Annotated in this window: 23 protein-coding genes; 13 read left to right on the forward strand and 10 right to left on the reverse strand. The window is 40.9% G+C overall.

Features of this window, described 5'->3' with window-relative positions:
* The first annotated feature begins 671 nt into the window (after window positions 1-671).
* From B2107_RS05505 to B2107_RS05535, 7 genes are all read left to right on the forward strand, one after another.
* The gene (locus tag B2107_RS05505; protein ID WP_293887938.1) at window positions 672-1,328 is read left to right on the forward strand and encodes a TetR/AcrR family transcriptional regulator; all 657 of its coding nucleotides are present in this window, start codon (window positions 672-674) and stop codon (window positions 1,326-1,328) included.
* Between the two features lie 167 nt (window positions 1,329-1,495).
* Window positions 1,496-2,788, forward strand: coding sequence for an aminotransferase class I/II-fold pyridoxal phosphate-dependent enzyme (locus tag B2107_RS05510; protein ID WP_293953870.1), 1,293 nt, complete (start codon window positions 1,496-1,498; stop codon window positions 2,786-2,788).
* Window positions 2,789-2,995: 207 nt separating this feature from the next.
* The gene (locus B2107_RS05515) at window positions 2,996-4,504 is read left to right on the forward strand and encodes a C10 family peptidase (protein WP_293887940.1); all 1,509 of its coding nucleotides are present in this window, start codon (window positions 2,996-2,998) and stop codon (window positions 4,502-4,504) included.
* Window positions 4,505-4,527: 23 nt separating this feature from the next.
* Window positions 4,528-5,484 (forward strand): protein-glutamine glutaminase family protein, encoded by a 957-nt coding sequence (locus B2107_RS05520; RefSeq protein WP_293887941.1) that lies wholly within the window; start codon window positions 4,528-4,530, stop codon window positions 5,482-5,484.
* Between the two features lie 39 nt (window positions 5,485-5,523).
* Window positions 5,524-6,324 carry a hypothetical protein gene (locus B2107_RS05525; protein ID WP_293953872.1) on the forward strand — a complete coding sequence of 267 codons (801 nt, stop codon included), beginning with the start codon at window positions 5,524-5,526 and terminating at the stop codon, window positions 6,322-6,324.
* Window positions 6,321-7,430, forward strand: coding sequence for a clostripain-related cysteine peptidase (locus B2107_RS05530; protein WP_293887943.1), 1,110 nt, complete (start codon window positions 6,321-6,323; stop codon window positions 7,428-7,430). The genes B2107_RS05525 and B2107_RS05530 overlap by 4 nt, the downstream gene beginning before the upstream one ends.
* Before the next feature lie 15 nt (window positions 7,431-7,445).
* Window positions 7,446-8,819, forward strand: coding sequence for a C10 family peptidase (locus B2107_RS05535; protein ID WP_293887944.1), 1,374 nt, complete (start codon window positions 7,446-7,448; stop codon window positions 8,817-8,819).
* 130 nt (window positions 8,820-8,949) lie between these two features.
* Here B2107_RS05535 and B2107_RS05540 read toward each other — a convergent pair whose 3' ends face one another.
* The 6 genes from B2107_RS05540 to B2107_RS05565 form a co-directional block, all read right to left on the reverse strand.
* Window positions 8,950-9,582: a TetR/AcrR family transcriptional regulator gene (locus B2107_RS05540; protein WP_293887945.1), complete on the reverse strand. Its 633-nt coding sequence runs from the start codon at window positions 9,580-9,582 to the stop codon at window positions 8,950-8,952.
* Window positions 9,583-9,850: 268 nt separating this feature from the next.
* Window positions 9,851-10,897, reverse strand: coding sequence for an ACR3 family arsenite efflux transporter (arsB, locus tag B2107_RS05545; RefSeq protein WP_293953874.1), 1,047 nt, complete (start codon window positions 10,895-10,897; stop codon window positions 9,851-9,853).
* Between the two features lie 3 nt (window positions 10,898-10,900).
* Window positions 10,901-11,515, reverse strand: a complete 615-nt coding sequence (locus B2107_RS05550; protein WP_293953876.1) for a low molecular weight phosphatase family protein — start codon at window positions 11,513-11,515, stop codon at window positions 10,901-10,903.
* A 16-nt stretch (window positions 11,516-11,531) separates the two neighbouring features.
* Window positions 11,532-12,005, reverse strand: coding sequence for a DUF6428 family protein (locus B2107_RS05555; RefSeq protein WP_293887947.1), 474 nt, complete (start codon window positions 12,003-12,005; stop codon window positions 11,532-11,534).
* 67 nt (window positions 12,006-12,072) lie between these two features.
* Window positions 12,073-12,405 (reverse strand): ArsR/SmtB family transcription factor, encoded by a 333-nt coding sequence (locus B2107_RS05560; RefSeq protein ID WP_293953878.1) that lies wholly within the window; start codon window positions 12,403-12,405, stop codon window positions 12,073-12,075.
* A 162-nt stretch (window positions 12,406-12,567) separates the two neighbouring features.
* Window positions 12,568-12,966, reverse strand: coding sequence for a DUF1398 domain-containing protein (locus B2107_RS05565; protein ID WP_293953880.1), 399 nt, complete (start codon window positions 12,964-12,966; stop codon window positions 12,568-12,570).
* 160 nt (window positions 12,967-13,126) lie between these two features.
* Between B2107_RS05565 and B2107_RS05570 the strand changes: the two genes are divergently transcribed.
* Together B2107_RS05570 and B2107_RS05575 are read left to right on the forward strand one after the other, a co-directional pair.
* Entirely contained in the window at window positions 13,127-13,702 is a 576-nt protein-coding gene (locus B2107_RS05570; RefSeq protein ID WP_293953881.1) for a Crp/Fnr family transcriptional regulator, read from the forward strand.
* A 66-nt stretch (window positions 13,703-13,768) separates the two neighbouring features.
* Window positions 13,769-14,212: a carboxymuconolactone decarboxylase family protein gene (locus B2107_RS05575; RefSeq protein WP_293887951.1), complete on the forward strand. Its 444-nt coding sequence runs from the start codon at window positions 13,769-13,771 to the stop codon at window positions 14,210-14,212.
* A gap of 60 nt (window positions 14,213-14,272) precedes the next feature.
* Here B2107_RS05575 and B2107_RS05580 read toward each other — a convergent pair whose 3' ends face one another.
* The 4 genes from B2107_RS05580 to B2107_RS05595 form a co-directional block, all read right to left on the reverse strand.
* The gene (locus tag B2107_RS05580) at window positions 14,273-15,025 is read right to left on the reverse strand and encodes an SDR family oxidoreductase (protein ID WP_293953883.1); all 753 of its coding nucleotides are present in this window, start codon (window positions 15,023-15,025) and stop codon (window positions 14,273-14,275) included.
* Between the two features lie 134 nt (window positions 15,026-15,159).
* Complete coding sequence (locus B2107_RS05585) at window positions 15,160-16,026, reverse strand: AraC family transcriptional regulator (protein WP_293953885.1); 867 nt, start codon at window positions 16,024-16,026, stop codon at window positions 15,160-15,162.
* 86 nt (window positions 16,027-16,112) lie between these two features.
* Window positions 16,113-16,661 (reverse strand): GNAT family N-acetyltransferase, encoded by a 549-nt coding sequence (locus B2107_RS05590; RefSeq protein WP_293953887.1) that lies wholly within the window; start codon window positions 16,659-16,661, stop codon window positions 16,113-16,115.
* A gap of 115 nt (window positions 16,662-16,776) precedes the next feature.
* Complete coding sequence (locus B2107_RS05595) at window positions 16,777-18,189, reverse strand: DHA2 family efflux MFS transporter permease subunit (protein WP_293953889.1); 1,413 nt, start codon at window positions 18,187-18,189, stop codon at window positions 16,777-16,779.
* Between the two features lie 226 nt (window positions 18,190-18,415).
* Here B2107_RS05595 and B2107_RS05600 point away from each other — a divergent pair, with 226 nt between their 5' ends.
* The 4 genes from B2107_RS05600 (at window position 18,416) to B2107_RS05615 (ending at window position 25,760) form a co-directional block, all read left to right on the forward strand.
* Window positions 18,416-19,003: an RNA polymerase sigma factor gene (locus tag B2107_RS05600; RefSeq protein ID WP_293953891.1), complete on the forward strand. Its 588-nt coding sequence runs from the start codon at window positions 18,416-18,418 to the stop codon at window positions 19,001-19,003.
* 215 nt (window positions 19,004-19,218) lie between these two features.
* A complete protein-coding gene (locus tag B2107_RS05605; RefSeq protein WP_293953893.1) occupies window positions 19,219-20,364 on the forward strand; it encodes a FecR family protein in 1,146 nt (381 codons plus the stop codon).
* Between the two features lie 125 nt (window positions 20,365-20,489).
* The gene (locus B2107_RS05610; protein ID WP_293953895.1) at window positions 20,490-24,164 is read left to right on the forward strand and encodes a SusC/RagA family TonB-linked outer membrane protein; all 3,675 of its coding nucleotides are present in this window, start codon (window positions 20,490-20,492) and stop codon (window positions 24,162-24,164) included.
* 12 nt (window positions 24,165-24,176) lie between these two features.
* Window positions 24,177-25,760 carry a RagB/SusD family nutrient uptake outer membrane protein gene (locus B2107_RS05615; RefSeq protein ID WP_293953897.1) on the forward strand — a complete coding sequence of 528 codons (1,584 nt, stop codon included), beginning with the start codon at window positions 24,177-24,179 and terminating at the stop codon, window positions 25,758-25,760.
* Window positions 25,761-25,763 lie beyond the last annotated feature (3 nt).

Raw genomic sequence — 25,763 nt, forward strand, 5'->3', positions numbered from 1 at the left:
ATTGATTGCGTGTTGGCTTTGCAATGCTATCAATTTTTTTGTGCTAGAAAACTCAACGTTGAGATAAATTCGGTCTGTAATCGGTTAGGTTTCTGATGCTTTTCGGTCAGCTGTAAGTCTTTAATTGATTTGCTTTTTGTTGTTGATTTAAAGTTTTTTATGTTTGTTATATTAATTAAATGTGCCGGTATAAAACGGGGTTGGTATAAACTAATGGGAACTATTGTGCATGGAGCAAATGGGGGCTTTAAGGGTAAATCTGGCTCGGTAATCGGAAGTACGTGTATCTCCAAACGATACGCTCGACTATGCCAAGATCAGCATTGCTGATCTTGGCATATATGGGGCCGGGAGCGTAACGGTTTCTTTGGGGGATTGGTCACTTTATTACTTGTTAGAGAAGATATGTAATTCCACAGAATACGATTACCATTCAACACGCTAACTAAAAACAAAATCTCCTGAATGATTAATTTAAAAACATAGCAGTATCAGACATAGAATATAAAAAAATTGTTATCATACTTTTTGGTTTCAATTTGGTAAATTTGGATATCTGCGTTTGCTTAGATGTAAGCTACACAAACATTTTATTGAAAAACAGATAGAACCTTATTGGTTCACCTTTTGTAAAATCTATTTGTATAATCATTAAAAAAATAATATTTACTTTGAATGCGAATAAAAAGAGACGCTCTGTCGCCTCCACTTATAATAAAGAGAGAACCAAATCTAAGCTTATAAAAGCGGTAGGTAAAATACTCATAAAGGAAGGACACCAAAACATCCGGATCAATAAAATCGAAGAAGTTTCAGGGGTAGCTAAAAAAAGTATATATGATTATTTTGGAGGACTTAATGGGTTAATAAAGGCTTATCTTGATCAAGTTGATTTCTGGAAAGTTGTAGAGCATAAATTAGGGACTAAAGAAAATACTGAACTTCCAGATATAAGTGTCGATTTTTTGTTCAATCTTCTAAAAAGCGATTTTCAGTATTTTTTTAAGTCAACAGAAATGCAGAAAATTGTCTTATGGGGAATAAGTGAAAAGAATAAGATCATTCGGATGATGAATGAAGATAGCGAGAAACTTGGCGAACTGATATTTGAGAAAGCTGATGATAAATTCAAGGGGACTGAAGTCGATTTTCGTGCGACTACAGCTATATTTGTTGCTTCAATTTATTATATGGTTTTACATTCTAAAAACAACGGCAGTACTATGTGTGGAATAGATATCTCTACCGAAGCTGGAAAAAACCGCATTTTCAATGCTTTGTACCGTCTGATAAATTTAACATATAAGGATGCTGACGAAAAGTTCTAAATTTCTATTCATTCATTTATTTAAAATATTTTATCTTTTAATCTAAACAACCGATTAGACTACCGCGATAAAGGTTAAGAATAACGTCCAAATTTTGCCCACCATTTAGTGGTAAAATTATATATTTAAGGAATATATTAATTTTCACGAAAATATAACCTTAAATTATGAACCATCAAAATCTTATGGACGCAATTGACCTGAGTATCTCAGAAGGCGTTAAGAGAGGAATACTCCATTTAAACCAAGAAGGCATTCTTACAACGGACAACCAAATCAGAATAAACGGTTCCAACTTAGTAAATTTCACTTCTTGTAGCTATTTAGGCCTTGAGCATGATGTCCGGTTAAAAAATGCGGCAATAGCTGCTGTAGAAAAATATGGAGTACAATTTTCTGAATCTAGGGCATATGTATCTATTGGCCTTTACAGTGAATTGGAAGAACTGATGAGCAAGATTTTTGGATCCCCGACCATTATTGCCCCAACCACGACATTGGCTCACCTATCGGCTATACCAGTGATCTTAGACTCCCGAGATGCAGTAATAGCTGACCAACAACTTCATAACTCCGTACTGAGTGGGATAAATGTTTTTCGTGCCAATTGGCCTATTCATTTCGAAGTTCTTCGGCACAATAGGATAGATTTGTTGTTCGAGAGGATTGAAGTCCTCCAGAAAACCCATGATCGAGTGTGGTATTTTGCGGACGGAGTATATTCCATGTTCGGCGATCGATGTCCTTCAGATGAAATCTTCAATCTATTGAATGCATACCCTTCGTTCCATACCTACATTGATGATGCACACAGTATGAGCATAATGGGTAAACATGGAAAAGGATTTATACTTGGTGAACGTGACATTCATGACAGAATGATTGTAGCATCATCTATGGCCAAAGCATTTGCCACCGGTGGGGGAATCCTGGTACTCCCGAATAAAGAAATCGCAAGGAAAATAAGGGCATGTGGAGCGCCCTTTAATTCTTCAGGACCATTGCAGCCAGCCACTCTTGGAGCCGCTGTAGCCTCAGCTAAAATTCATCTATCGGAGGAGATTTATGCGCTTCAAGCTGAATTAGTAAGTAGAATAAAATATGCTAATTCTCTTTTTAAGGAAACATCATTACCGGTGATTTCGAATTTTGATTCGGGAATATTTTTTATTGGTACATCGAGATCGGAACTCGCTTACATCATTATGGAAAAAATGATGAAGAGGGGATTTTTTTTGAACATCGGTGTATTTCCAGCTGTTTCTAAGAATCATTCCGGTATAAGATTTACAATAACTGTGTTACAGTCTTATGAGCAAATAGAGATGATGATTATGATCCTAAATGAAGTGTTTTTAGAAACATTAAAAGAGCACCAGTACACAATCAACCAGATCTATAGTGCATTTAAGGTCGTAGCCCGATTGGACGATCGGCCAAATGGTGAATTCCTGAGTTAACATTTACCACCATTTGGTGGTAAATTACACACTATTTAGTGATATTGATACATGAAAAAAAATAGATTTTTATGTTTTTTTATAATTTTAAAAATCTTTAAATCAAGTGTTTATGTGTGAATTTCAAAATAGAAAAAAATAAAAAAAATTTCTTTATTGACCATTTGGTAAAATATATGTATAATTGTTTATTATACTCCTAAATATATGGAAAGAACCAAATCCAAACCGACCAAAAGAGTTAGAATAGTCTATATGCAGTTTATTCTACTTCTGACAATTGCTGCGATCTCATGCTCAAGAGACCATGACGTCATTGACGAAACGGAATCACAAAACCAATTTGTTGGCGAAATATCTCTTTCAGACGACGAAATTACTGGTCTCAAATATGCGGAACCTAAAGAAATTTCTGAGGGACAGGCCATACAAATAGTTAACGATTTCCAATTGAAATTTCAAAAGGATCCGCTGACGAAATCATTTAACAATACCGCTTATTCAATAATAAAAAAGACCTTTATTGATAAGGAAGGTACACCTTTAAAGAATAAAACCTTGACGAAAGGTAATTTTGAGGATCAAATGCCCGTATATGAAATATTAATAAGCACGAATGGAACAAAGTCTATCGCCTACGTTGCCGCAGATGAGAGAATTTCAGATATCATCGCAATTGTACCTACAAAAAATGGTATTTCTCTTAATGATGTATCAATCGACCCAATGTTGCAACTTTCCCAACAGACTCATGCTAAAAATGTTTCAAAACTGAACAATACCGTTGATTCTATCAATGCTATAACCTTAAAAAAGTTAAAAGACAAGTTTGGTACATTGCCAAGGTCAAATGTTTATCAGTCTTTAAAAAGAAATATTAAAACTACATCGAATAAATCGGTGGAAACGAAGAGTATGGTGCAGGGTACTATAAATAATCTCCTTTCACAAGTAGGCCCTCTAATGTATACTTTTTGGCATCAAGATTATCCTTTTAACGACCAAATGGCACCAAGTACTGATTGCGGAAAATATTCCGCAGGATGTATGGTAGTTGCTATCAGTCAAGTTATGGCATATTATAGACCGAATTTTAGTATAAAAGTTAATAATGCAACAACGCCACTCAATTGGAGTTTAATAACCAACAATTATAATGGAACTGATGCGTATGGGGAAGACTACCAATTTTCTTTATCTGCCAAACCTCATGTAACAGGTTTAATTAAAGCGATTTATGATCAAACTGGAACATCACCTTCTTGTTCCGGATCTTCAACTAATGCTTCAACTGGCATAAACTTCATGAAACAGTATTTCACTTTCAATAACTCTTCGAATCATACTCCTGGAATAAATATGAGCGATATAAAAAGCTCTTTGGATATGAATAGGTTGGTCTTTGCGACAGGGAAAAGAATACCTACTGGTGAAAGCCAAAAAGTAGGTCACGCATGGGTTGTGGATGGATATGCGGTAACAGAGTTAAATCCAGGGGAGTCAATTGTGGGTAACAATGTTTGGCAGCGTTATAACATGTATTTGCATGCAAATTTAGGTTGGGGGAGACCAATTATTGGTTGGTTTACAAATTTACATGGCACAGGTTGGTATTTGGTCGGTAAAGACAACAATGGATCACTGAGCTTTCAAGCGAATCAGGAGCAAGACTATAATATTGATCTAACATTTTACTCAAATATTGTTAAAAAATAATTTATTAAACCAAATATAATATTATGAAAAAGCACATTAGAAAAATCTGTGTCGTCATTCTTGCAATTATGGTTGTTTTTGCGGCTTGTCAGAAATCGTCCGAGCCTAAGAATAACGAAACGATAGAACGCAAAGATCCCAAAAAAGAATTTGGAAATTTTACTCCTTATACAATAAAGTATTATGATGACAATAATAGGGTAGATATCCATTTTGTGGAGACTCCGATGGTCTTTACCCTCAATCTTAAGGAAAAAAATAGTCATTCTTATCTGGAAATAGTCAAGAGTTCCATTAAATCAGCAACTCCTGTCCTTGTAAGCACTTATGAGGGTGGTATGATCGGAAGTAAAATTGAGATTGCCACAGTTGAAAAATCAACAGATGCCGTAATTGAAAAATTTAAGAAAGAAACATATTCGCCCGATGCGACGCCTTTATCAAAGGAAAGTGACATTGTACCAATGCCGAGTGAAGCAGTTATGAATACCGTTTTTAATCAATGTAAAAATGACCCTGACCAATCTTTCGCCTTCAAACCTGACGGCTGTTATGCACGTGCACATAAGATGATGGCTGTAATCAGCCAGAATGGTTATATGAGTGGTAAACAATTTGTTTATGGAAATTTGGCCGTAAATATAGGCGGTGGTTGCTGCCAAACTTGGGGTTGGCATGTTGCTCCCCTAATAAGGTTCAGGAATGCTGCGAATCAAATTGAAGTTAGAATCTTCGACCCTTCGGTTTCAAGCACACCACTGACAAAAGCTCAATGGGAGACATTAATCACAAGTTCCTGTACATCTGGATCAGGTATCGCATTAAGATTTTTAGCTAGACCGGAGGTATATAACAGAAATCCGAATACTGGACAGACAACAACTGACAACAATCTTACAAAAACATTCTGCACATTGAATTTATATAAGCAATATTCAGGTGGATGTATGGGACTTCCTCCAGGGGCTTGTTCTTGGTAAGAAAATATGATCAAAATGTATATTAGCCTATAACAAGTTATGAAATTTATTTTAATATTCACCCTACTTTTAGCGCTATTCTTTTCAACAGGCTGCTCAAAGGACAATGATAACCATATTCCTGAAGAAGTTCTTGTTGAGAAAATTTCTGGAACCATTCCCAAGACGATTGATCTGAATGGAAGGAAGATTGAAGATTGGTTAATTTCATATGGTAATTATAACTACAATACCCAATTAATAGGTTCAGAAGTCATGGGAACAGCTATAGGAACAGGGTATAACAACCTTTATCGAGCCTCTATTTTATTCGCCCCAAAAGATTGGCGAAATGAATTGGGTGAAATTCCATTGGTCAAATCATTGCCGCCTAGCAAGCCAAACTTTAAAAATCAGAATACATTGGATTCAATTTTATGGGCGGATATTCTTTACGCAAATTATGATGGCGAAAAAGTTTCTGAAATCAATGGGCTTGAATTTTCGCATGCTAATGCCCTGTGGGATTTCCACTTGGATGGGTTCCCAGAAGGAACAACCATTAAATTAACTCAATTGGCAAAGGGTGAATTTCTACCCTATAAGAAAGGTGATGGAAAGTTTCAATATGTTATGATGGGAAACTGGTGGACACCCGACCATTCAAAACAGTATATTTTAGCATATGTAGAAAATGAAATATACAAAATTGAACTGGATATGAACAAAAAGAACACGATCTATCGATTTGAACTCCATTTCGATAAATTAACTAAAACTCTAGTCATCAAAGAATTGAAAGAAGCTGTATGGAGCGATGAGCCTTGGCCTGAAGATTCAGAAATTTCCAAAAACTTATGACACAACTCAAGACATATATTTTCATCGTTCTATCTTTTATTATCATAAATGGTTGTGAGAAGTCCAATGATAAACCGCAAGAAGAGTTTGAGCATGGGATCCTTATATATATTGGGGCCAACAACAATCTTCATTATGATGCCATTAATACAATTGAGAAGATAAGGGAAGGTGCAAAATCACTGAAGAAGGATCAGGCCATTGTTGTTTATGCTAAAACTCAATCAATCTCTACACTACTAAAAATAACTAGGTCTGATAACGGGGTGAAGATCGATACCCTTAAGAACTTCAGTTCAGAAAATTCATCGAATCCAAATTTTTTGAAAGGAGTGGTCGAAATTACAAGAAACTCCGTTAGGGCAAAAAAATATGGATTAGTGCTATGGTCACATGCAACTTCTTGGATCCCCCCCACAAATTCGAAAACCAAATCTTTTGGATCTGACGACTTTCAGGAAATGGATATTAAAGACCTCAAATCAGCTTTGCCGGGGAAATGGGAGTACATTATGTTTGACGCCTGTTCCATGGCAAGTATTGAAGTATGTTATGAATTGAAGGATATAGCAAAGTTTATCCTTGGCTCTCCTGCGGAGGTTCTGAGCACGAGCTTTCCTTATGATGTTATTCTGATGGATCTGTTCAAAGGTGAGGAAGGGCTTGTAAGGGTCTGTTCTAAGTTTATGGAATATTACCGGAAACAAACGGGCCTATATGCCTCTGCTACAGTATCTCTCATAGAAACATCGCAGCTATCAGATATAGCCTTACATACACAACGCCTATTGCAAATGAAAAAGCCAGTAGAAGACTTCAATAGAAGCAAAATTCAATCGCTGGATTTTGATAATATAGGCGATGTGCCGGCTTATGATTTTATAAGTTTTCTAAAACAAAACTTTGAAGAAAGTGAATATGGCGAGTTAGCGCATTCGATCGAAAAATCGATCCTTTTTAAAGACCATACATCTGAATTCTTTAACTTTCCGATTAAGGAATATTGCGGACTCAGTATTTACCTGCCTGAAAAAAATGATCCATATCTAAATTATTATAAAACCCTACTTTGGTCAGGGGACAGTAAATGGCACCAATTATTTTAAATTATAATTTATTTTATGAAAAGAACCCTATCAGTATTACTTCTTATTTCGTTAATGGGATGTAATAAGACAAAACAAGAAATTCAAATAGAAGCACAGGATAAAGTAAATCTTACGCCAGTTGAATACAAGAGCATATTCATAAATGAGGGTGATGTAATCAACAATGAAAATATTGGTAAGTTACTTCAAGATTTTTCGGAACAAACCATAGACCCAAATTTGAAGACTAAGACCTCCAAATCAGTAAAAATTGTAAAGATGGAACCATTTAATGTAGGTACCAAATCAAGCTCTTCAATTAATACAAAATCTTTATTGAATGTTCTTTCTGTTTCTGAAAATGGGGATTCGACGTCTTCTTTGATTTCGGTAGATGCGAGATTACCTGCTGTATTAGCTTATATCAAAGGTAGTAGAGCCATAACCGAGAATAAAGCCCCCGAAGCTGTCTCCTTAATGTTAAATGCAGCATTGAAATCTTACGAGGATAAATTAAATGTAGCAAATAATCAAAGGGATTCGATTAAACTAGCAACAATATCTAAAATTTCTCAGAAAACGTCAATACCTAAAGAAGATCTAAGCCCTGAAAAGATAAAGTCCCTCATTTCTGTCAAAACAGAGATTGGAACAAAGTCTCAAATGCTCAAAGACCCTAGAGATCTGTATACAAGTTGGGTTGTTATTAATAATTATATCCCATTTTTGAGAACCTCTTGGGGGCATGCTATGCCATATAATCGATTAATGCCACAGACCTGTACAAATAATTGGCTTTGGGATTATAGATTCCCAATACCTTCATCTGCTGTTGCAATTGCTCAGATTCTTGCATTTTATAAACCGGCTGTTACAATGAATGGTATGACAATGGACTGGACTTATTTGACTGTAAATAAAGAGATCCATGAGGAAACCGATTATTTTGGAACCTATGTTCAAGATCCATTGTTACGTAGAAATATGGTAGCCGAACTCATGAAAGGAGTTATCGCTAATTGTAATATAAGTTATACTTGTACTGGAAGCTCAATGACAATTACTCCAGTAAAGAATTATCTCGCTACTTTTCAGATCACAACAGGAGCAGAAACTGGACTCACATGGCCACCTATTAGAAATTCAATAGCTGATTTTAAACCAGGCCTGCTTTATGGTCAGACTGACGCAGGTCAAGGCCATTTTATGGTCGTTGATGGGGGTATGCTGATGAGAACAACTCCAACAGACTATATTGATTTTCATTTCGTACATGTTAATATGGGGATGGGGGAAGCATATAATGGTTATTATTTGCAAGGTGACCAAAAGTTAGAGCCAGGTTTTGCAACTTTTACCAAAAACTGGAAATTACTTCCTTCGATCACAAAGAATTATACAAATTAATCACCAACTTCTGAACACCTAATTGATACGCTATAATATTTCAATTCTGGTCTTAAGATGTTAAGTCAGAACTTCATAAAAAGACAAGAAAGGATCAAATTTACAATGAACTGCGGTACTTTCTTGTTTTTTATTTGTGTTTCTCTAGATAGCACCACTCCAAAATCTGATTAACTGCTTTGAATATCCTAGTTTTACCTTCTTCTGTTTTCAAATCGATCTCACACATTTTCACTCCCGAAGTTTTAGCATGTAGCACCATATAATATATGGCAGATACCAGAATGGTATTTATTGCCCTAAAATCTACATCGGTACCTTTAAAATCTTTATCTGTTAATTGAAAGATAACTTTTCCAAATTCTTCCCGCTCTTCGATCAACTTTTCCAATGATGTATTTTTTTCACTAATACCCCATAAAATTACCTTTTGCATCTCTACAGATTTTTCAAGATAGTGGAAATTGTCCTTTAGTAAGGAAAGCATACTTTCTTTTGATATTGAAGATGTTAAATTATATGCATTTTCATTAAAATCTCTTTTTCGTTGATTCCAAAAATCAACTTGATCTAAATATGCTTTGGTAAGCCCATCAAGTCCATTAAAATAATTATATATTAATTGTTTACCAACCCCTGCTGTTTCTGCAATTCTGTTAATTTTAATAGCATGAAATCCCTCTTTGCGTAATAATTTTCCAACTGCATTAATCAATTTTTGCTTTGTTTTTTCTTTGTTTCTGATGATAATACCTTTTGCCATTTAATACTCTATATTTAATGTAGCTCGAAGAGCTTGTTTAACAAAGATAAGCTTTAGAATCATCATTAAGACTCACACTAAAATTGTTTAATAAAAACTGAACATATTCGATTTTTTAACATTCCCGTTTATGTAAGCCGGATCTTCATCAAGACACCTTCATCATCCGTCAAAGGAACCTGGCAGGTCGTTTAAAGCACAAGAAAGTGCCAACCGCCATAAAAAAGCCATGCATGGGCATGGCTCAATGCTATCAGTTGTAGTTAACTTAGGCAGTCGATGGGGAATTAAAATACTTCCTTCGGAACCAAAAAGCCAGATTGACCAATGCAATCAAGGCTGGAACTTCAACCAATGGGCCAATAACGCCGACAAAAGCCTGCCCGCTATTAATACCAAATACGCCGATGGCAACCGCTATAGCCAGTTCAAAGTTATTTCCTGCGGCAGTAAAAGCAATTGCCGTACTCTGTGCATAATCTGCGCCCACTTTCTTGCCAGCGATAAAGCTAACAACAAACATCAACGCAAAGTAAATCACCAGGGGAACAGCAATGCGCAGTACGTCGACAGGAAGCTGGAGGATCATTTCCCCTTTAAGGCTAAACATGACAACAATGGTGAACAGCAAAGCAATCAGTGTAACCGGAGAGATAAATGGAATAAAACGCTCCTGAAACCAGTTTTCACCCTTTAATGCTATTAGCCCATACCTACTGAAGATTCCGGCAAGGAAAGGAATACCCAGATAGATGCCAACGCTTTTTGCAATCTCCATAATTGATATATCAACGGAGAGCCCAGACACGCCAAACAGCGGAGGCAATACAGTAATGAACAGGTAAGCGTAAAGACTGTGCAGCAATACTTGAAAAATACTGTTGAGCGCAATCAGACCAGCAGCATATTCTCTGTTTCCAGCAGCAAGTTCGTTCCAGACCACCACCATTGCGATACAGCGGGCCAGCCCGATCAGTATCAATCCTGTCATATATTCCGGATAACCGTTCAGGAAGAGGAGGGCCAAGGCAAACATCAATACCGGACCGATAATCCAGTTCAGCAACAGCGAGGTTCCCAGCACCTTAATATTCCGGAAAACCTTTCCAATATGTTCATAGCGTACTTTGGCCAACGGCGGATACATCATCAGGATCAGACCGACTGCCAGCGGAATATTTGTTGTTCCGCTGCTGTAACTGTTCACCCAGGTCGAGAATGATGGAAAGAATTTCCCGAACATGATTCCAACGGCCATTGCCAAAAAAATCCATAGTGTAAGGTAGCGGTCAAGAAATTTAAGTTTCGATTGCATAGGCTAGCATTTAATAGTATAGAATACATAAAACATCGCTGTTGCGATTTGAAGACTCCGCTGTTCGTAAACCTGAGTCTGCTGCGGCGTTCCGTCTGATACCTTGGGATCTTCAAAAGTAAGGGGTATGCGCTTTTCTGCACCGGCAATGTAAGGACAACCACTGTCCGCCTGGGAGCAGGTCATAATTGCCGCAAATTCAGTTGATGGGTTGAACGGACTGTCATATTTTTTTGAAAATCCGATCATGGGCACCGCATTGTCGCTGCTCTTTATAGCATATACTGGATTATCGCCGTCAGCAATTGTTAAGATCTGAAAGCCCTGGGCTGTCAACGTTTTTGCAACCTGTGGGAAAAGCGCCGTTTCTTCTGTACCACCGGAGTAGCAGCAGACATTCGGTATCTTGAAATAAGTGGCGGCAGTTTGCGCCCAAATCTGGGCCAAATGGCTCCGGCGTGAGTTATGGGTACAGATAAAGTTCAGGTTTATGGGTTGCTTAGCTGTTACCTTCTGCTGGATATAATCTGTCAGAAGCTGTAAGGCGGCTTTGCGCTCTTCACCAGCGAACTGGTCCCATTTCAACTGTGCGATCGTATTGGATAATCTAGGGTACATCACGATAGTTTATGGTTTAACAGCATCCCGAACCCGGAGTGCAGCAGGATGATTGATTGACCGATAGCTCAATAAGCTTCTTTTTTTGTTTTTCAACGGGAATACCGCAGGCATCCTCAGCAAGACAGGCAGTTGTGCGGCTTTTTAAAACAAAAGTCTTCCCATTGAAATCAAGTCCATATTTACCGATGGTATCAAGCTGATATTCTACTTCGATCTCCGCATCTTCCATTCCCAACTTTTCTTCCGAAAGGTTAATAATGTGGAGCAGCTTGGCGGGTTTCAGGCGGTGATCATAATCATCGGCATTCCAAAGCTGAAAGTTTACCGTTTTCTCCTGACGGACAACACCGCCACAGTCAATAAAATTTTTTGTGATCTGGCCCACTTCGGTTACGTGGAAGTGCTCGGGAACCAATGTTCCGTTATCCAATTGGAATTCAATAGTTTCCAATGTTGGTAGGATTTCTTTGATTTCAGATAGTCTCATGGTATTGGATTTAAATTAGTGTAATTATATATTGCAATATTACGATATTGATAATTAAAAAAAAGCGCTACGGACAGCAGCTATTTACTTTTACTTCCTGGTTGAAAAACGTATTGAAATTGCGCTGCACCGACTTCCATACCGCTTCGTCAATACAATAGCAAACAGACTTTCCTTCAATAGTGCCCTGAATAATACCTGTAGCTTTGAGTTCCTTTAGATGCTGCGAAATGGTTGCCTGGGCAAGTCCCAGTTCATCCACAAGATCATTGCAGATACAAGCTTTCTTATCAATAATGTACTGAAGTATGGCAATTCTTGCAGGATGGCCCAATACTTTGAACGCTGAAGCCACTTTATTCTGCTCGTCCGTAAAAATCTCTGTCTTGGTAAGTCCCATAGTGAAGCTTATTTAATATTGCAATATTACGATATTAATAGGTGAAATACAAACTGATATAAAAAATTGTCAGCTTAATTGGGTTCGCAGCGTTTTCCCAATATTTCGCCAAAATATTCAAAAAAAGAGGTCCGCAAGGTATCTCAACCCAAAAGTACTGGCTCATTTTTTTTCTTGTGGTATCTCTTCTACCAGAATTTCGTTTCCGGCCGCATCGTAATACGCGCAGGTCATTTTGTCGAGAAAGACCGTCCATTTTTCGATACCGCATGTCGCACACATCGCTATAAAAGTGGCGTAATCTGTTTTGCCCTGTTGATGTTCTTTTAGCGCTTTCTTAAACTGTTCCGCATCGACAGTACGACCAAGTATTAATGGCTCATGGCTAGCTGCTGAGCTGGTTTTGAAATGATTATCCCCATAATAATCGGAATGGCCATCCGCAACAAAAACGTCGTAAGCGGTAACACCCAATTTTTTGATGTCCCGGATATAGGCCGGGAAATCCGCGCCTGATTTTACCTTGCTATGTGCAGCATTTAGTTGTGCTATTGTAAACATGTTTTCTTAATTGTGTGCGTTAAAGACCTGTGAAATATCCTCCCATTCAGTTGTGAAGTAATGAAACAAAAGCATCAAATCGCCAAAACGGTGTTGTTGAGGTTATGTTATTTTTTAGTAACTTGATCGAACTAAAGATAAGGAAAACAGACTTAAAATAATGCTTGAACAGTTTAAAAAACACCTGGATAAATTTATAAAAATTTCCGATGATGAATTTGTCGATATCACCCAATATGTTGAGCTGCAACGGTTAAAGAAGAAAGAAAACATACTGACCGAAGGACAGATCTGCAAAGCCAATTATTTTGTGCTGGACGGAATTCTGCGAAAATTTTTCATTAACGAAAAGGGGGTGCAGCAGACCACTGAATTTGCGATCGAGAACTGGTGGATGACAGAGACCTTCTCTTATATCAATCAGACAGCCACAGAGTTTTACATCCAGGCCGTACATCCGACGCAGCTTCTGGTCATTCGCCAGCAAGCTTATGATGAACTGCTCGAGAAGCATCCGCCCCTGGAAAAGTATTTTCGCATGGTGTACCAAAAAGCGTATGCCGCAGCGCAGATGCGTATCAAGTTCCTTTATGAATACTCTAGGGAAGAGCTATACCTTCATTTTCTCAAAGACCAGCCGGCCTTTCTCCAGCGCGTACCGCAATATCTTGTGGCGTCCTATCTGGGCTTTACTCCCGAATATCTCAGCGAAATACGCAAAAAAAATCTTTCTTAAACCCGTTTAAGTTTTTCCGGCTTCTCATTTCCCAATTTTGTAGAAGCAAAACAAAAAATAAGAAACATGGAAAAACGAATCAACATCAGTACGTCAGAACCACAGGGCTATAAAGCCATGTTGGGATTGGAAGGTTATCTTTCCAAAATTGACATTTCAAAAACGCTTAAAGAGCTCGTCAAAATTCGTGCATCACAGATTAACAACTGTGCATACTGTATCAACATGCACACCAAGGATGCCATTAAAAACGGTGAAAGACCAGAGCGTATCTTTATATTGAGTGCCTGGCGGGAGGCGACCAAATTTTTTACCGAAGAGGAGCAGGCCATACTGGCAATGACAGAGGAAATAACCCTTATACACCAGCAGGGATTAACTGAAGAAACCTACAGCAAGGCGGTTCAGTTTTTTACTGAGAACCAGATCGCTCAAATCATTATGCTCATCGTAACCATCAATGCCTGGAACCGTATTGCCGTAAGTACGCATCTGCAAATAGAAGATTAATGGTCAGAAAAACAGGGAGCTGTCGCAATAAAAGAGAAGTATTGCTTTAGCTCCCTTTATTTAAATCACAGCGGTATTCAGTGCCCAGTCCTCAAAATGAATCTTGCCGGCATGGTATGCTCCGGCAGGTACAAGCAATGATTTAGGAACAACAAGATGCATATATTTGCTGTCCTCGTCGGAAACTACCCTTATGTGCTTCCCGGTGATCGCGATATATTTCGCGACAAAATCGTCCATATTGGCCTTTATGGGCCCCGCAATCTCGACCGTACCATTTTTAGGCTCCTCGAGTGCAAACTGCACAATGTAGTCTGTGACATCTTCTACGGCAATGGGCTGGTAATCGATCTTGGAAACAAATACCTCGTCTCCCTGGCCCTGCACGGCAATGATGGCATCGGTATGCTCATAAAATTGTGTCGAACGAATGATGGTATAAGGTATTCCGGACTGCTTGATATTGTCTTCCTGATATTTCTTGGCGCGAAGATAGCCGATCTCTGGCGCGTCGTCCGTTCCGACAATGGAAAGTACGAGGTGATGCCTGATGTTTGCAGCCAGCTCTGCTGTTACCAGATGCTTTCCTGCGGTCTTAAAAAAGTGGATGGCATTTTCTTCTTCCGGAGAGGAGGAATTGGAGAGATCGATCACGATCGCTGTATTTTCCAGCGCCTGGGAGAGACCTTCTCCCGTCATGAGATCCACGCCATGTGATGGCGAACCAATGACCACCTGATGACCAAGGTTGGCCAGTTTTTTTGTGACCAGCCTTCCAGTAAGACCCGTACCACCGATTACTAAGATTTTCATAGCTGAGCGATTTAAATTTACAACTTATTTATACTGCAAAATTGATCAAAAAATGAACGCCGGTAAACTGACAAACAAAGGTAAAAGGTGGACAAAAAAAGAAGCCGTGTTTGAGTTGAATAGTATAAGGTTGTCTAATCCAGTTCCGCATTGGAGCGTAGTGTCTTTCTGTAATCGCCCGGGGATAGCCCAGTTTTTTTTGTGAAAAGCCGGATAAAGTACTTGGTGTCTTTATAGCCTAGCTGCACCGCAATTTCTTTAATACTTAATCGCGAATAATAGAGGAGGCGCTGTGCTTCGCTCAATATTTCCTTCTGGATCAATGCGGATGCGGATAAGCCCGTAACCATTTTAACAACATCGTTTAGGTGGGCCACGGAGATGTTTAACTGCTGGGCATAGTCCGATGGACGTTTAAGGTTGCGGTAATCGCCCCTGACAAGATTTCTGAATGCGTTGGCTATACTCATAACCCGTGGGCTATGACTGATGGAGCCGGTGGCCAATTTGCGATCGTGACAAATTACCGCTTGGGCTATAAAAGCTGAAAGCAAGGGTTGCTGCACTTCCTGATAGGAAGTATTGTTTATGCTGTGCAAATTTATTAGCGAATCGAGCACGGACGTAAACCATTGTTGCTCGGGCGCTGAGAGGGTCAATATAATGGTTTCATGTAAAGCTGCATCAAGAATGTCCTTGGCTGAGCGGGTTATATGACGGCCTTCGAACGACATGTAATAACCCGATGCCCCTAATGTGCTGGTGATCTGATGAACCTGATGCGGCGGGCAGATAAAAAGTGTTCCCGCAGGCATGGTGAGCGGTTCAAAATCAAATAGGACTTCCAGCTGACCAGCCTCCACAAACATGCAGGTATAGTGGTCGTGCCGATGCGGATCTAGCGCTTCTAAGATGCCCGGAGTGGTACCATCCCATAGCCCAACAGCCATACTGCTGCTGGAATCCATGCTGTTCACTAAAATAGGATCTCTTTTTGGCATGCGTCGCAATTTTAAATTCAAATGTAGTTCATATCCTTTAATAATTACGATCGATGGGATTTTATGTGATGTAATCTCGTATAAACTTATGCGTTTAATTTTGAGTAGACCACGGTATCGAGAAATTTGCCGTTATAAAATTCATTTTCTTTGAAATAAGCTTCTCTTACAAAACCGCATTTTTCGAGTACGGCGCGGGAAGCTATATTCTCCGGATCGACTAACGCTTCGATGGAATGAAGTCCCATCGCTTCAAAGCCGTAGTTGACTACCGCCGCAATTGCTTCGCTAACATAGCCCTTCCCCTGAAACTCCGGAAGCAGCATATAGCCAATCTCTGCGCGATAATGCTCAGGCTTAATGTAATAGAAGCCTATTGTGCCAATCAGGGTAGGGTCACCCTTGATGCTGATCTTCCAATTGATCATTTTATTGCTGGCTATTTTCTCATCCGTCAGGCGAAGGAACTCGGCGATCTCGTCTGGCGAAGTTGCCACAGGGCGCGGAATGTACTTCATGATCTGTTCGTCAGAACGCAAGCGGTAGAGCTGCGGTATATCCGTTGCATCTGCCCGTCTGAGGGTTAGCCTTTCGGTGTGTAGCGCAGGAAATGGGGAGAAATTCAGTGTTAACATGGCTAGTTTATTATAATGTTGTGCTATGCTCTAATACTTTAGACGATAGCTGATTCAACTGCAATGATAATAAAAACAGTATTAAATCCAGCTGTTAATTTAAATTTTAAAATAACTAAGCTGCCTTCTGGCCTTCTTTTTGTGAAGGCAAGCCCCTTAAATTGCTGCCGTCACTCGGACTGATTTTGAAATACTCAATTAACGATAGCATCGATAAAACGGCTATTAACTGCAGCGCCAAACTAAAATCGCGCATCTGATAAACCGTATCCTGGTAGTAACTGCTTGCCAGGTGCAGTGTTACTGCGCCCAGCGCGATACCCATACCGAGCGCCATTTGCTGCGCCGTATTGTACAGGGTATTGGCATTACTCATCTTTTCATTCGGTACGTCAGCGTAAGCCAACGTGTTGAGGCTCGTAAATTGAAGCGAGCGTGTCAGTCCGGAAAAAAAGAATACGATGGCCACCAGCCAAATCGGTGTCTGTATGGATAGCAGCGAGAGCCCGGCAGTGACAAGCGTCAGGATAATACCATTGCCGATTAAGACTTTTCGGAAATCATATTTCCGTGTGATCCACATGGCTACAGGCTTCATGCTCATACTGCCCAGCATGTTGGCCATGTAGAGCAGACCGGCATGGAATGGGCTCAGTCCAAAACCGAGCTGCAACATCAGGGGCAATATAAAGGGCGCCACATTGATCACCATCCGCGTGATCGAACCCGAATACACCGTAATCCGGAAGGTCTTTACTTTAAGGATACTGTAATCGATCAGCGGATATTTGATGCGTCTGGAGTGCCATACGGCGACGGCCATAAGCGCAAAACTTGCAACAATGGTCACAAGCGGTTTTGTATAATTGCCGTTGGCAGCACCGATCATTTCGGTCCCCAGCATAATGCCGGCAAGACCGATACCGCTGATAAAAAAGCCGACGATATCAAGTGGACGGCTACTTTCTGAATCCATCGCCGGGATAAATTGATGCACTGCCCACAGCGCAAATACGCCTACGGGTACATTGATAAAGAAAATCCAATGCCAGGTAAAATAGGTGGTGAAAAATCCGCCCAGTACAGGACCAATAATAGGGCCCAATAGTCCGGCCCAAGCAATATAACCGATCGCTTCAACCAGATCTTTCTTTTGGGTGTGCTTCAGTACAATGAGACGTCCCACAGGCACCATCAGTGCGCCGGCAGTACCTTGGCAGATGCGTGCCAGGACAAAGGCTGTTAAGCTGGTACTGAGCCCACAGGCGATCGACGACAGGATAAACCCTATAATCGCCATATTGAACACTTTTTTTGCGCCATAGCGGTCCGCGATCCAGCCACTGATCGGAATAAATACAGCCAACATAACGGTATAAGACGTAATACCCGCGCTGAGGTGCACTACATTTGTCTCAAAATCATGAGCCATTTTGGGTAAGGCCGTGGATATCGCTGTGGTGTCGAGCATCTCCATAAGCAGCGTTCCCCCGACAATGAGCGATATGATGCGTGATTCTTTCTTCATTTTGCTCTTCTTCAATCCCGAACGGGAAATATTTGCCACAAAAGTAAGCGTATCGCATCAAAGAAAAGTCATGTAAAGGCTATTTTTACCCGATAGTAATGGGGTTGCTTTCTCGCAGCAATCGGTTGGAAGGAATTTGAATTTTAGATTTTTTCAATGATTTTTGATATTTATTAAAAAAAGTTTAAATTTATGTCACTTTACTATTACTAATCTATCTGTAGACTTGAAAACAATATCGATCACTAGTGAAGAGGATCTGTTACAGAAATTACGGCGTGGCGATAGGGAAGCATTTAAAGAACTTTACGATTTATACCACCGCCGTTTAACCTTAAAGCTTGTTTACCTGCTCAAATCCGAGGAGTTAGCACAGGATGTGCTTCAGGATATTTTTGTGAAAATATGGGAAATCCGTGAAACCATAGACCCCAGCGGTAACTTCGGAGGCCTATTGTATAAAATGGCCGCTAATTTGTCGAAAAATGTTTTTCGTAAAAGCATCTATGATCAGCTCATGCGCAGCGAGTTTGCCAAAAACGACAGCTATTCACCTTTTGAGGATCTGGACGATGCATCCAACGCAAAGACCATTTTAAATATCGCCCTCGACAGGTTAACGCCTAGGCAACGCGAGGTGTACTGCCTGCACAAGATTGAAGGGATGAGTTACCGCGAAATAAGCAAGCTGTTAAGCATCAGTGATTCGGCCATTAACCATCACATCCAGCAAGCCAATAAGCAGCTTAAAGAGCTGTTGAAAACAGATCGTTTATTAATCATGCTATTGATTTCCTTTTTTAATAGCTTTTAATGTTGTAAACCTAAGTTTTTGCGGATGATAACGTTATAATTATCTATAATGTGGAGCTCTGTTAATCTTTTATAGCGCTAAAAACCCTCAACTTTACGTTTTCTTTTAATTTTTTTAAAATATTTTCATTTCGGGGTGCTATTTTTCCTTTTTGGCGTGTATTCATTGTATAAGGGCCCCGGAATATGGGGCTTAAAATAACAAGAACACCAAAAATGAGAAACCTATTTCTGAAATATCTTAACAATACAATCAGTGCAGACGAACTAAAGACCCTCTGCCACTATTGTCAGTTAGATGAAAATGATGCAGAAATTGATGTCCTTATCAAGGAATATTTCCAAACGGAATCTTCTGCGGATGATGCAGTAGTCTACCGCAATTTGGAAAAACAACGCGAGGACTCCTGGGAAAGCATAGAAAAACGGCTGAAAGTCGACCGGGCACCAAAGCGGCTGACGCGTTCCTTCACGTTTAAATTGAGTATTGCCGCCAGCGTATTGATTTTGGGTTCTTTTTCTTTTTACATGATCGGCCGGCTAAAACCGGACAAAACACAAGTAATCGAACTGCAGGACCTGCAGTCGAATCGGCAGCAGGCAAAACTTATTGTTTCGGATGGCACCGTTTACGATTTGAATGGAAAAAATCACGAGGTGATTTCCGATGAGAGCGGTATACGCTATAAAAATGGGGATACGCTTGCCAAGGTAACTTCAAGCAAATTGGTGACGTTATTGACGCCTAGAGGCGGGAACTATACGCTGACACTGGAAGATGGTACGCGTGTATGGTTAAACGCGCAGTCGTCCTTAAGATACCCTATATCCTTCAATGGTGTAAAGGAACGCGTCGTCGAACTGCAGGGTGAAGCTTATTTTGAAGTTGCCCACAATAGCAAACAGCCCTTTATCGTCAATACCGCCATACAGAAAGTAAAGGTGCTGGGCACATCGTTTAACATCAACGCCTACGCAAATGAAAATAGGACCATTACGACCTTAGTAACTGGGCGTGTTCAAATCAACGATAAATCGGATCGTAAATTACAGGTGTTGGCCCCGCTGCAGCAAGCGAGCAACAACGGCACATCGGTAGCGGTGGAAGATGTGGATACTGATCTTTACACGGCATGGAAAGAAGGTACGTTCAGGTTCCGGTCAACCTCTTTGCCCGTTGCACTGCGGCAGATTGAGCGTTGGTACGATCTGGAAATTGATTATAAAGATATCCCCGAAAATATTAAAATACATGCTTCGATTTCTCGGGATAGCAATCTGTCAACCGTATTACATGCATTGGAAAAAATTACAGGTTTAAAGTTTAATGTAAAGGGAAGGAGTGTGCATATGATGAAATAAAGGACTGTACATTTTTGAATCGGTTCTTGTAAAAAATTGTTGATGGTGTGGGGACACCACCAACATATAGATCCGATATCTGACGATATTGAAACAACTATCAAAAATCTAATCATTACAAAATTATGAATTATTTCCTTTTCCACAAGGGTAAGGGGAGCTGTGTATTGCCTCGGAGGTATGATCAACTAGCCATTCCATATACATTTCCAAGATTTATCACGAAAACACTGTTTATATTCATCTTATTGATGAGCGGGCTATGCGCATCATATGCGCAGACGGTGTCGCTCAATTTAAAAAATGCCTCATTTGTAGTGGCTACAGAAACGATCAGTAAACAGACAAGATATGATTTCTCTTATAATGATCAGATCTTGAAAAAAGCAAAGCCGGTCACCTTAAAGGTCGTCAACGAACCTTTGCAGGATGTCTTAAAAAAACTATTCGCGCAGCAGCCCTTAAGTTATGAGATCAAAGACCGGATGATCATTATTTTTGACAAAATTCCAACTGTTCCAAAGCGCAGTGGGTCCGTCTTATCGGTCACGCCGATCAACGGTCGGGTAACCAATGAATCGGGCAATCCATTGGTTGGAGCCACCATCAAAGTCAAGAATGAGGCGTTTTCTACACGAACGGATAAGTCTGGCAACTTTGTGATTCCGGCCGAATATGTCAACGCTATACTGGAAATACATCATCTGGGCTATGCCAAGCTGGAAGTGAATGCGCAACGCGCCCGAACGGTGGCGTTGCAAATGACGGCCGCCAAGTTGGATGAAGTGAACGTTGTGGTCAATACGGGTTATCAAAAAATTGATAAACGGCACCTCACCAGTGCGGTGACAACGCTAAAAATGGATGATATTCTTACGCCGGGCGTCAATACCATTGACAAGCTGCTGGAAGGAAGGGTACCCGGTTTGGTCCTTATGCAAAACTCGGGTCAGGTGGGGGCCGCACCGAAATTGAGAATACGCGGAACATCAACAATCTTGGGCAATAGGGAGCCCTTGTGGGTGCTCGACGGTATAGTATTGACAGATCCCGTCAATGTGGACCCCCAGCAGATCAATGACCTCGATTTTGTTAACTTACTCGGAAATGCGATTGCAGGTTTGAATCCGGAGGATATCGAACAGATTGATGTCCTTAAAGATGCATCCGCTACAGCATTGTATGGCGCCAAGGCAGGTAATGGTGTTATTGTCATTACCACAAAGAAGGGAAAGCCCGGAAAACCGACCATTAGCTATTCAACTGCTGCGACCTATACCAGAAGGCCGCGCTATTCAGACCGAAATATGTATATGATGAACTCGCAGGAGCGCATGGATGTGTCTCGAGAGATGATTGACCGTGGTATGCACTATAACAATGTAACCCAATGGGCAGGCTATGAAAAAGCGCTTCAGGATTATTATAAAGGTTATATTGATTATGCGGAGTTTAAACAGCAGAGTGATTATTATGCCAATATCAATACAGATTGGCTTGGTCTGCTGACCAATGATGCTTATTCACACAATCATACGCTAAGTCTCTCCGGAGGAGCGCAGGATGTGAGATATTATTCATCCATCGGCTATCTGGACGAACGCGGCGTTATTAAAGGCGAGGGTGCAAAACGTTACTCGGCGATGATGAACCTCACGGCGGATTATAAAAAGTTCATGGCGCAGATTTCTTTTAATGGAAATTATTCAAAAAGGAACTATTCACCCACGGACTTAGGGGTAATGAACTATGCGTATAATACAAGCCGAACGGTGCCAGCCTATAATCCGGACGGAAGCCTGTTCTTTTATCCACGGACCGATGGCTCTTTGATCTATAACTACAATATACTGAAAGAACAGGAAAATAGCGGCGATGCGACCGACCTCATGGCAGCCAACATCAAGGCTTTCCTAAAGTACAAGATGTTACGTGGGCTGGATGTAGAAGGAACATTTGCCTATGGTATCAGCAGCAATAACAGGGAGCTATATTATACCAAAGACACGTACTATATCCATAAACTGCGCGCTGATCGATCTTTTCGTAATGACCTGAGCCCTGTTGGTGGCGAGCTGCAGCGCAGCGAGTCGCGCAACCATAACTATACGGCTCGCCTGCAGGCCAATTATGTCACATCGTTGGGAGCGGAAAAAAAACATCTCGTATCCGCGACGGCTGGTATAGAGGTAAAGTCCAATGAATACAATGAATTTGATATCACCCGGAGAGGATATTTTAAGGAGATGGGCGGATATTTTGATATTGTACCTACAGAGTATACCGCTTATTATCAGCGATGGATGACCACAAAACCAGCATTGGGCTACTACGGTAGGCAGTTGACCAATGAGCTAGCTTGGTATGGCACTGCAGGATACTCCTGGAACGACCGCTATATCTTCAATGTGCATGTCCGCGGTGAACAGTCGAACCTATTCGGAAGACGGTCTAACAACAAATTTATGCCCATATGGGCGCTTTCCGGAAGGTGGAACATGAAACAAGATCTGCTCAGTAAGGTCGAGTGGGTCAATGATCTTGCCATGAAGGCCTCCTGGGGATGGCAGGGCAATATGCTCCCGGGGCAGTCTGCTTACATGATCATCCGGCAGTCTTTAAATACCGATCCCTATTACAATTCGACATTTTCCAATATTGTAAATTATCCAAATCCTGATTTGAAATGGGAGCGTACCTCGTCGTCCAATGTCGGTGTGGATTTCGCCCTTTTTGGAAATAAAGTAAAGGGTACGCTATCCTATTTTTACAAGAAAACGAAAGATGCATTCTTGAATAAAACAGTATCGGAGATCAACGGATTACAGTCTTATGTCATCAATAGTGGTACCCTCGAAAATAAAGGGGTCGAGGTGGCATTGAGCATAACGGCTATCGACAAAGCTGGCCTCGACAAGTCGCGCCGCGGTTTTGTGTGGCGGTTTGACCCACAGTTGGGGCAGGTGCTCAACAAGGTACTAAACCGGGCCATAAACAACCGGAATAATGTGCTCATCGACAATCTGACTTATAATAATTTTCTGAATGGAAGTGTGCAACTGGCGGGTAAGCCCATCAATACATTTTACTCCTATAAGTTCAAAGGGCTGAGTGCTGTGGATGGATCCCCAATTTTCTATGGAACGGAAGCTGAACAGGCCGCTGCGTACCAGGAGAAATACTCCCAAATGGAAAAAGAAGATGTATACCTCGAAGTATTGGATGAGTCGGGGCGTCGTGAACCGTTTATACAGGGAGGACTATCGAATTACTTTGGCTGGCGCAACTTTGGATTCTCGTTCAATCTGAGCTATTCCTTAGGAAACAAAATCCGTTTAATGAAAATTGCTTCGGGCTATGCATCCACCAATGTCTATCCGCAACAGAACATGCGTAAAGAGTTTGTCAGAAGGTGGCGCCAACCGGGTGACGAAGCCTATACCGATATCCCTGGCCTGCAGGCTTCCAACAACATCAACATGTCTTGGTGGCAAATGTATCCAGCAACTGAATATAATCTAGGCGGCAGTGCTTATGAAATGTATGATAACTCGGATGTACGCCTGGTAAGCGCAGATCATCTGAAGCTGCAGTCGGCCTCGTTGCGATACAATTTTGCGGAGAAACTGACCAAAAAACTCGGTCTGAGCGCTGCTTATGTCAGTATTACCGGCACCAATCTGTTTATGCTCAGCAGTAAAAAACTCAAAGGCCAAGATCCGACACAGTCTGGTTCTACACCCAATATTAATCTTTCAGTAAGGCCTACCTTTTCGGGAAGCCTTAATGTATCCTTTTAAATGGAGTCTATTATGAAATTTATGTATTTGATTTTACCATTGGTTTGCCTCACAGCTTCATGTGGCAAATTCTTGGAAGAGTACTCAACAGATCAGAAATATGTCGAAACCACAGCAGATCTTAAGAGTCTGATGATCGGCGAGGCCTATATCAATAAACTGACATTTTCGATCTATGATCAGGCAACCATGGGAACATTAACCGCAGAAACGGGCATTACGGCGCCTTGGTTACATGTAATGGATGATGACAGTGAACCTTTTTTAGTCGATTATGTGGCGACCGATCAATTGACGCCATTTTATATGTTATCGGGTTTTCACAATTGGAGTCAGGAACCTGCACGCAGTATCCTTAACATGGAATGGACAGACGTGTTTTGGCGAAAGATCTACAAACGTATCGGTGCGCTGAATGCCATTCTCTTTCAGGCGGCAAGCCTAGCGGAAAAGACGCCCGGTGATGATGAACTGAAGCACCTGCGCGGTGAAGCTTATTTTCTGCGGGCTTATTATTATTTCCTGTTGCAAAATACGTATGGTTCACCGTATCGCAAGTCCACCGCTGCTGCAGACGAAGGGGTGCCCCTAAAGGTCAGTGAAAAGGTAGAAGACCATTATTTTAAACGCGATAAGAATGAAGCGATTTATAAACAGATGGTAGCAGATCTCGAACAAGCTGCAAACTACCTCAGCAATTATAATCCTGTTTCCAAATTACAGGTGGGCATTGCGGCTGTTAAAATCTTACAGAGCAGGGTGTATCTTTATATGGAAGAGTACGATAAGGTCGTGGCTTCGCTGGATGGCTTCGAATCGTTGGGATATGCGGTGTCTGACCTAAACCAATATGTGCAAAATTCCAGTTTTAGCGCCCGCAGTTCCAGTGAGACGGTGTTTACCATGGGTACAAATATGATTCCTACGGTTTTTTTAAACGATTCGATGGGTGCGTATGGCGGCAATGACCGCCGTGCATCGGCCTTCAAAAGTTCAGATAACCTGATGGAAACCTATGCGCAGGAGGATTTAAGACCAGCAGCTTTCTTTATGCGTTCGACAAAGAACAAAGCCTGGTTACCGGCCAAATACCGTACATGGAAAACCTATAATGATCCTGAACAGGTGTCTTGTCTTTTTTCTTTCCGGGCCGCTGAGGTTTTATTGAACCGGGCCGAGGCGATGGCCATGCTTGGCTCAGACGTACAGGCACGAAATGAGCTGCAGACGCTTCGTCAAAAGCGCTTAAAAAATGCAACGGCCGAAGCAATACCGCAGGCAAACGCCGCGCTGGTCGATTTTATTAGGCAGGAACGCCGCCGTGAGCTGTGTTTTGAAGGCCACCGTTGGTTCGACCTGAGACGATATGCAGTCAACTCCAGGTATCCGCTGCCAGCTTCATTTACCATTAAACACCCGGCATACAATTACGATGCGCAATCCAATGCGTATACACGCGCAGGGTATTATGTGCTCCAAGGTGTTCAGCAGGATGCTCCTTGTTGGCAGGTGCCTATACCGAATTATGCTATAGAGTTTAACCGGGGTGAGCTAACGAATCCTGTGCGTCCGGTACGTGCTGTTCAACCCTTGTAATTC

Origin of the sequence: Sphingobacterium sp. UBA7855 (assembly GCA_002500745.1) — a bacterium.
GTDB lineage: Bacteria > Bacteroidota > Bacteroidia > Sphingobacteriales > Sphingobacteriaceae > Sphingobacterium.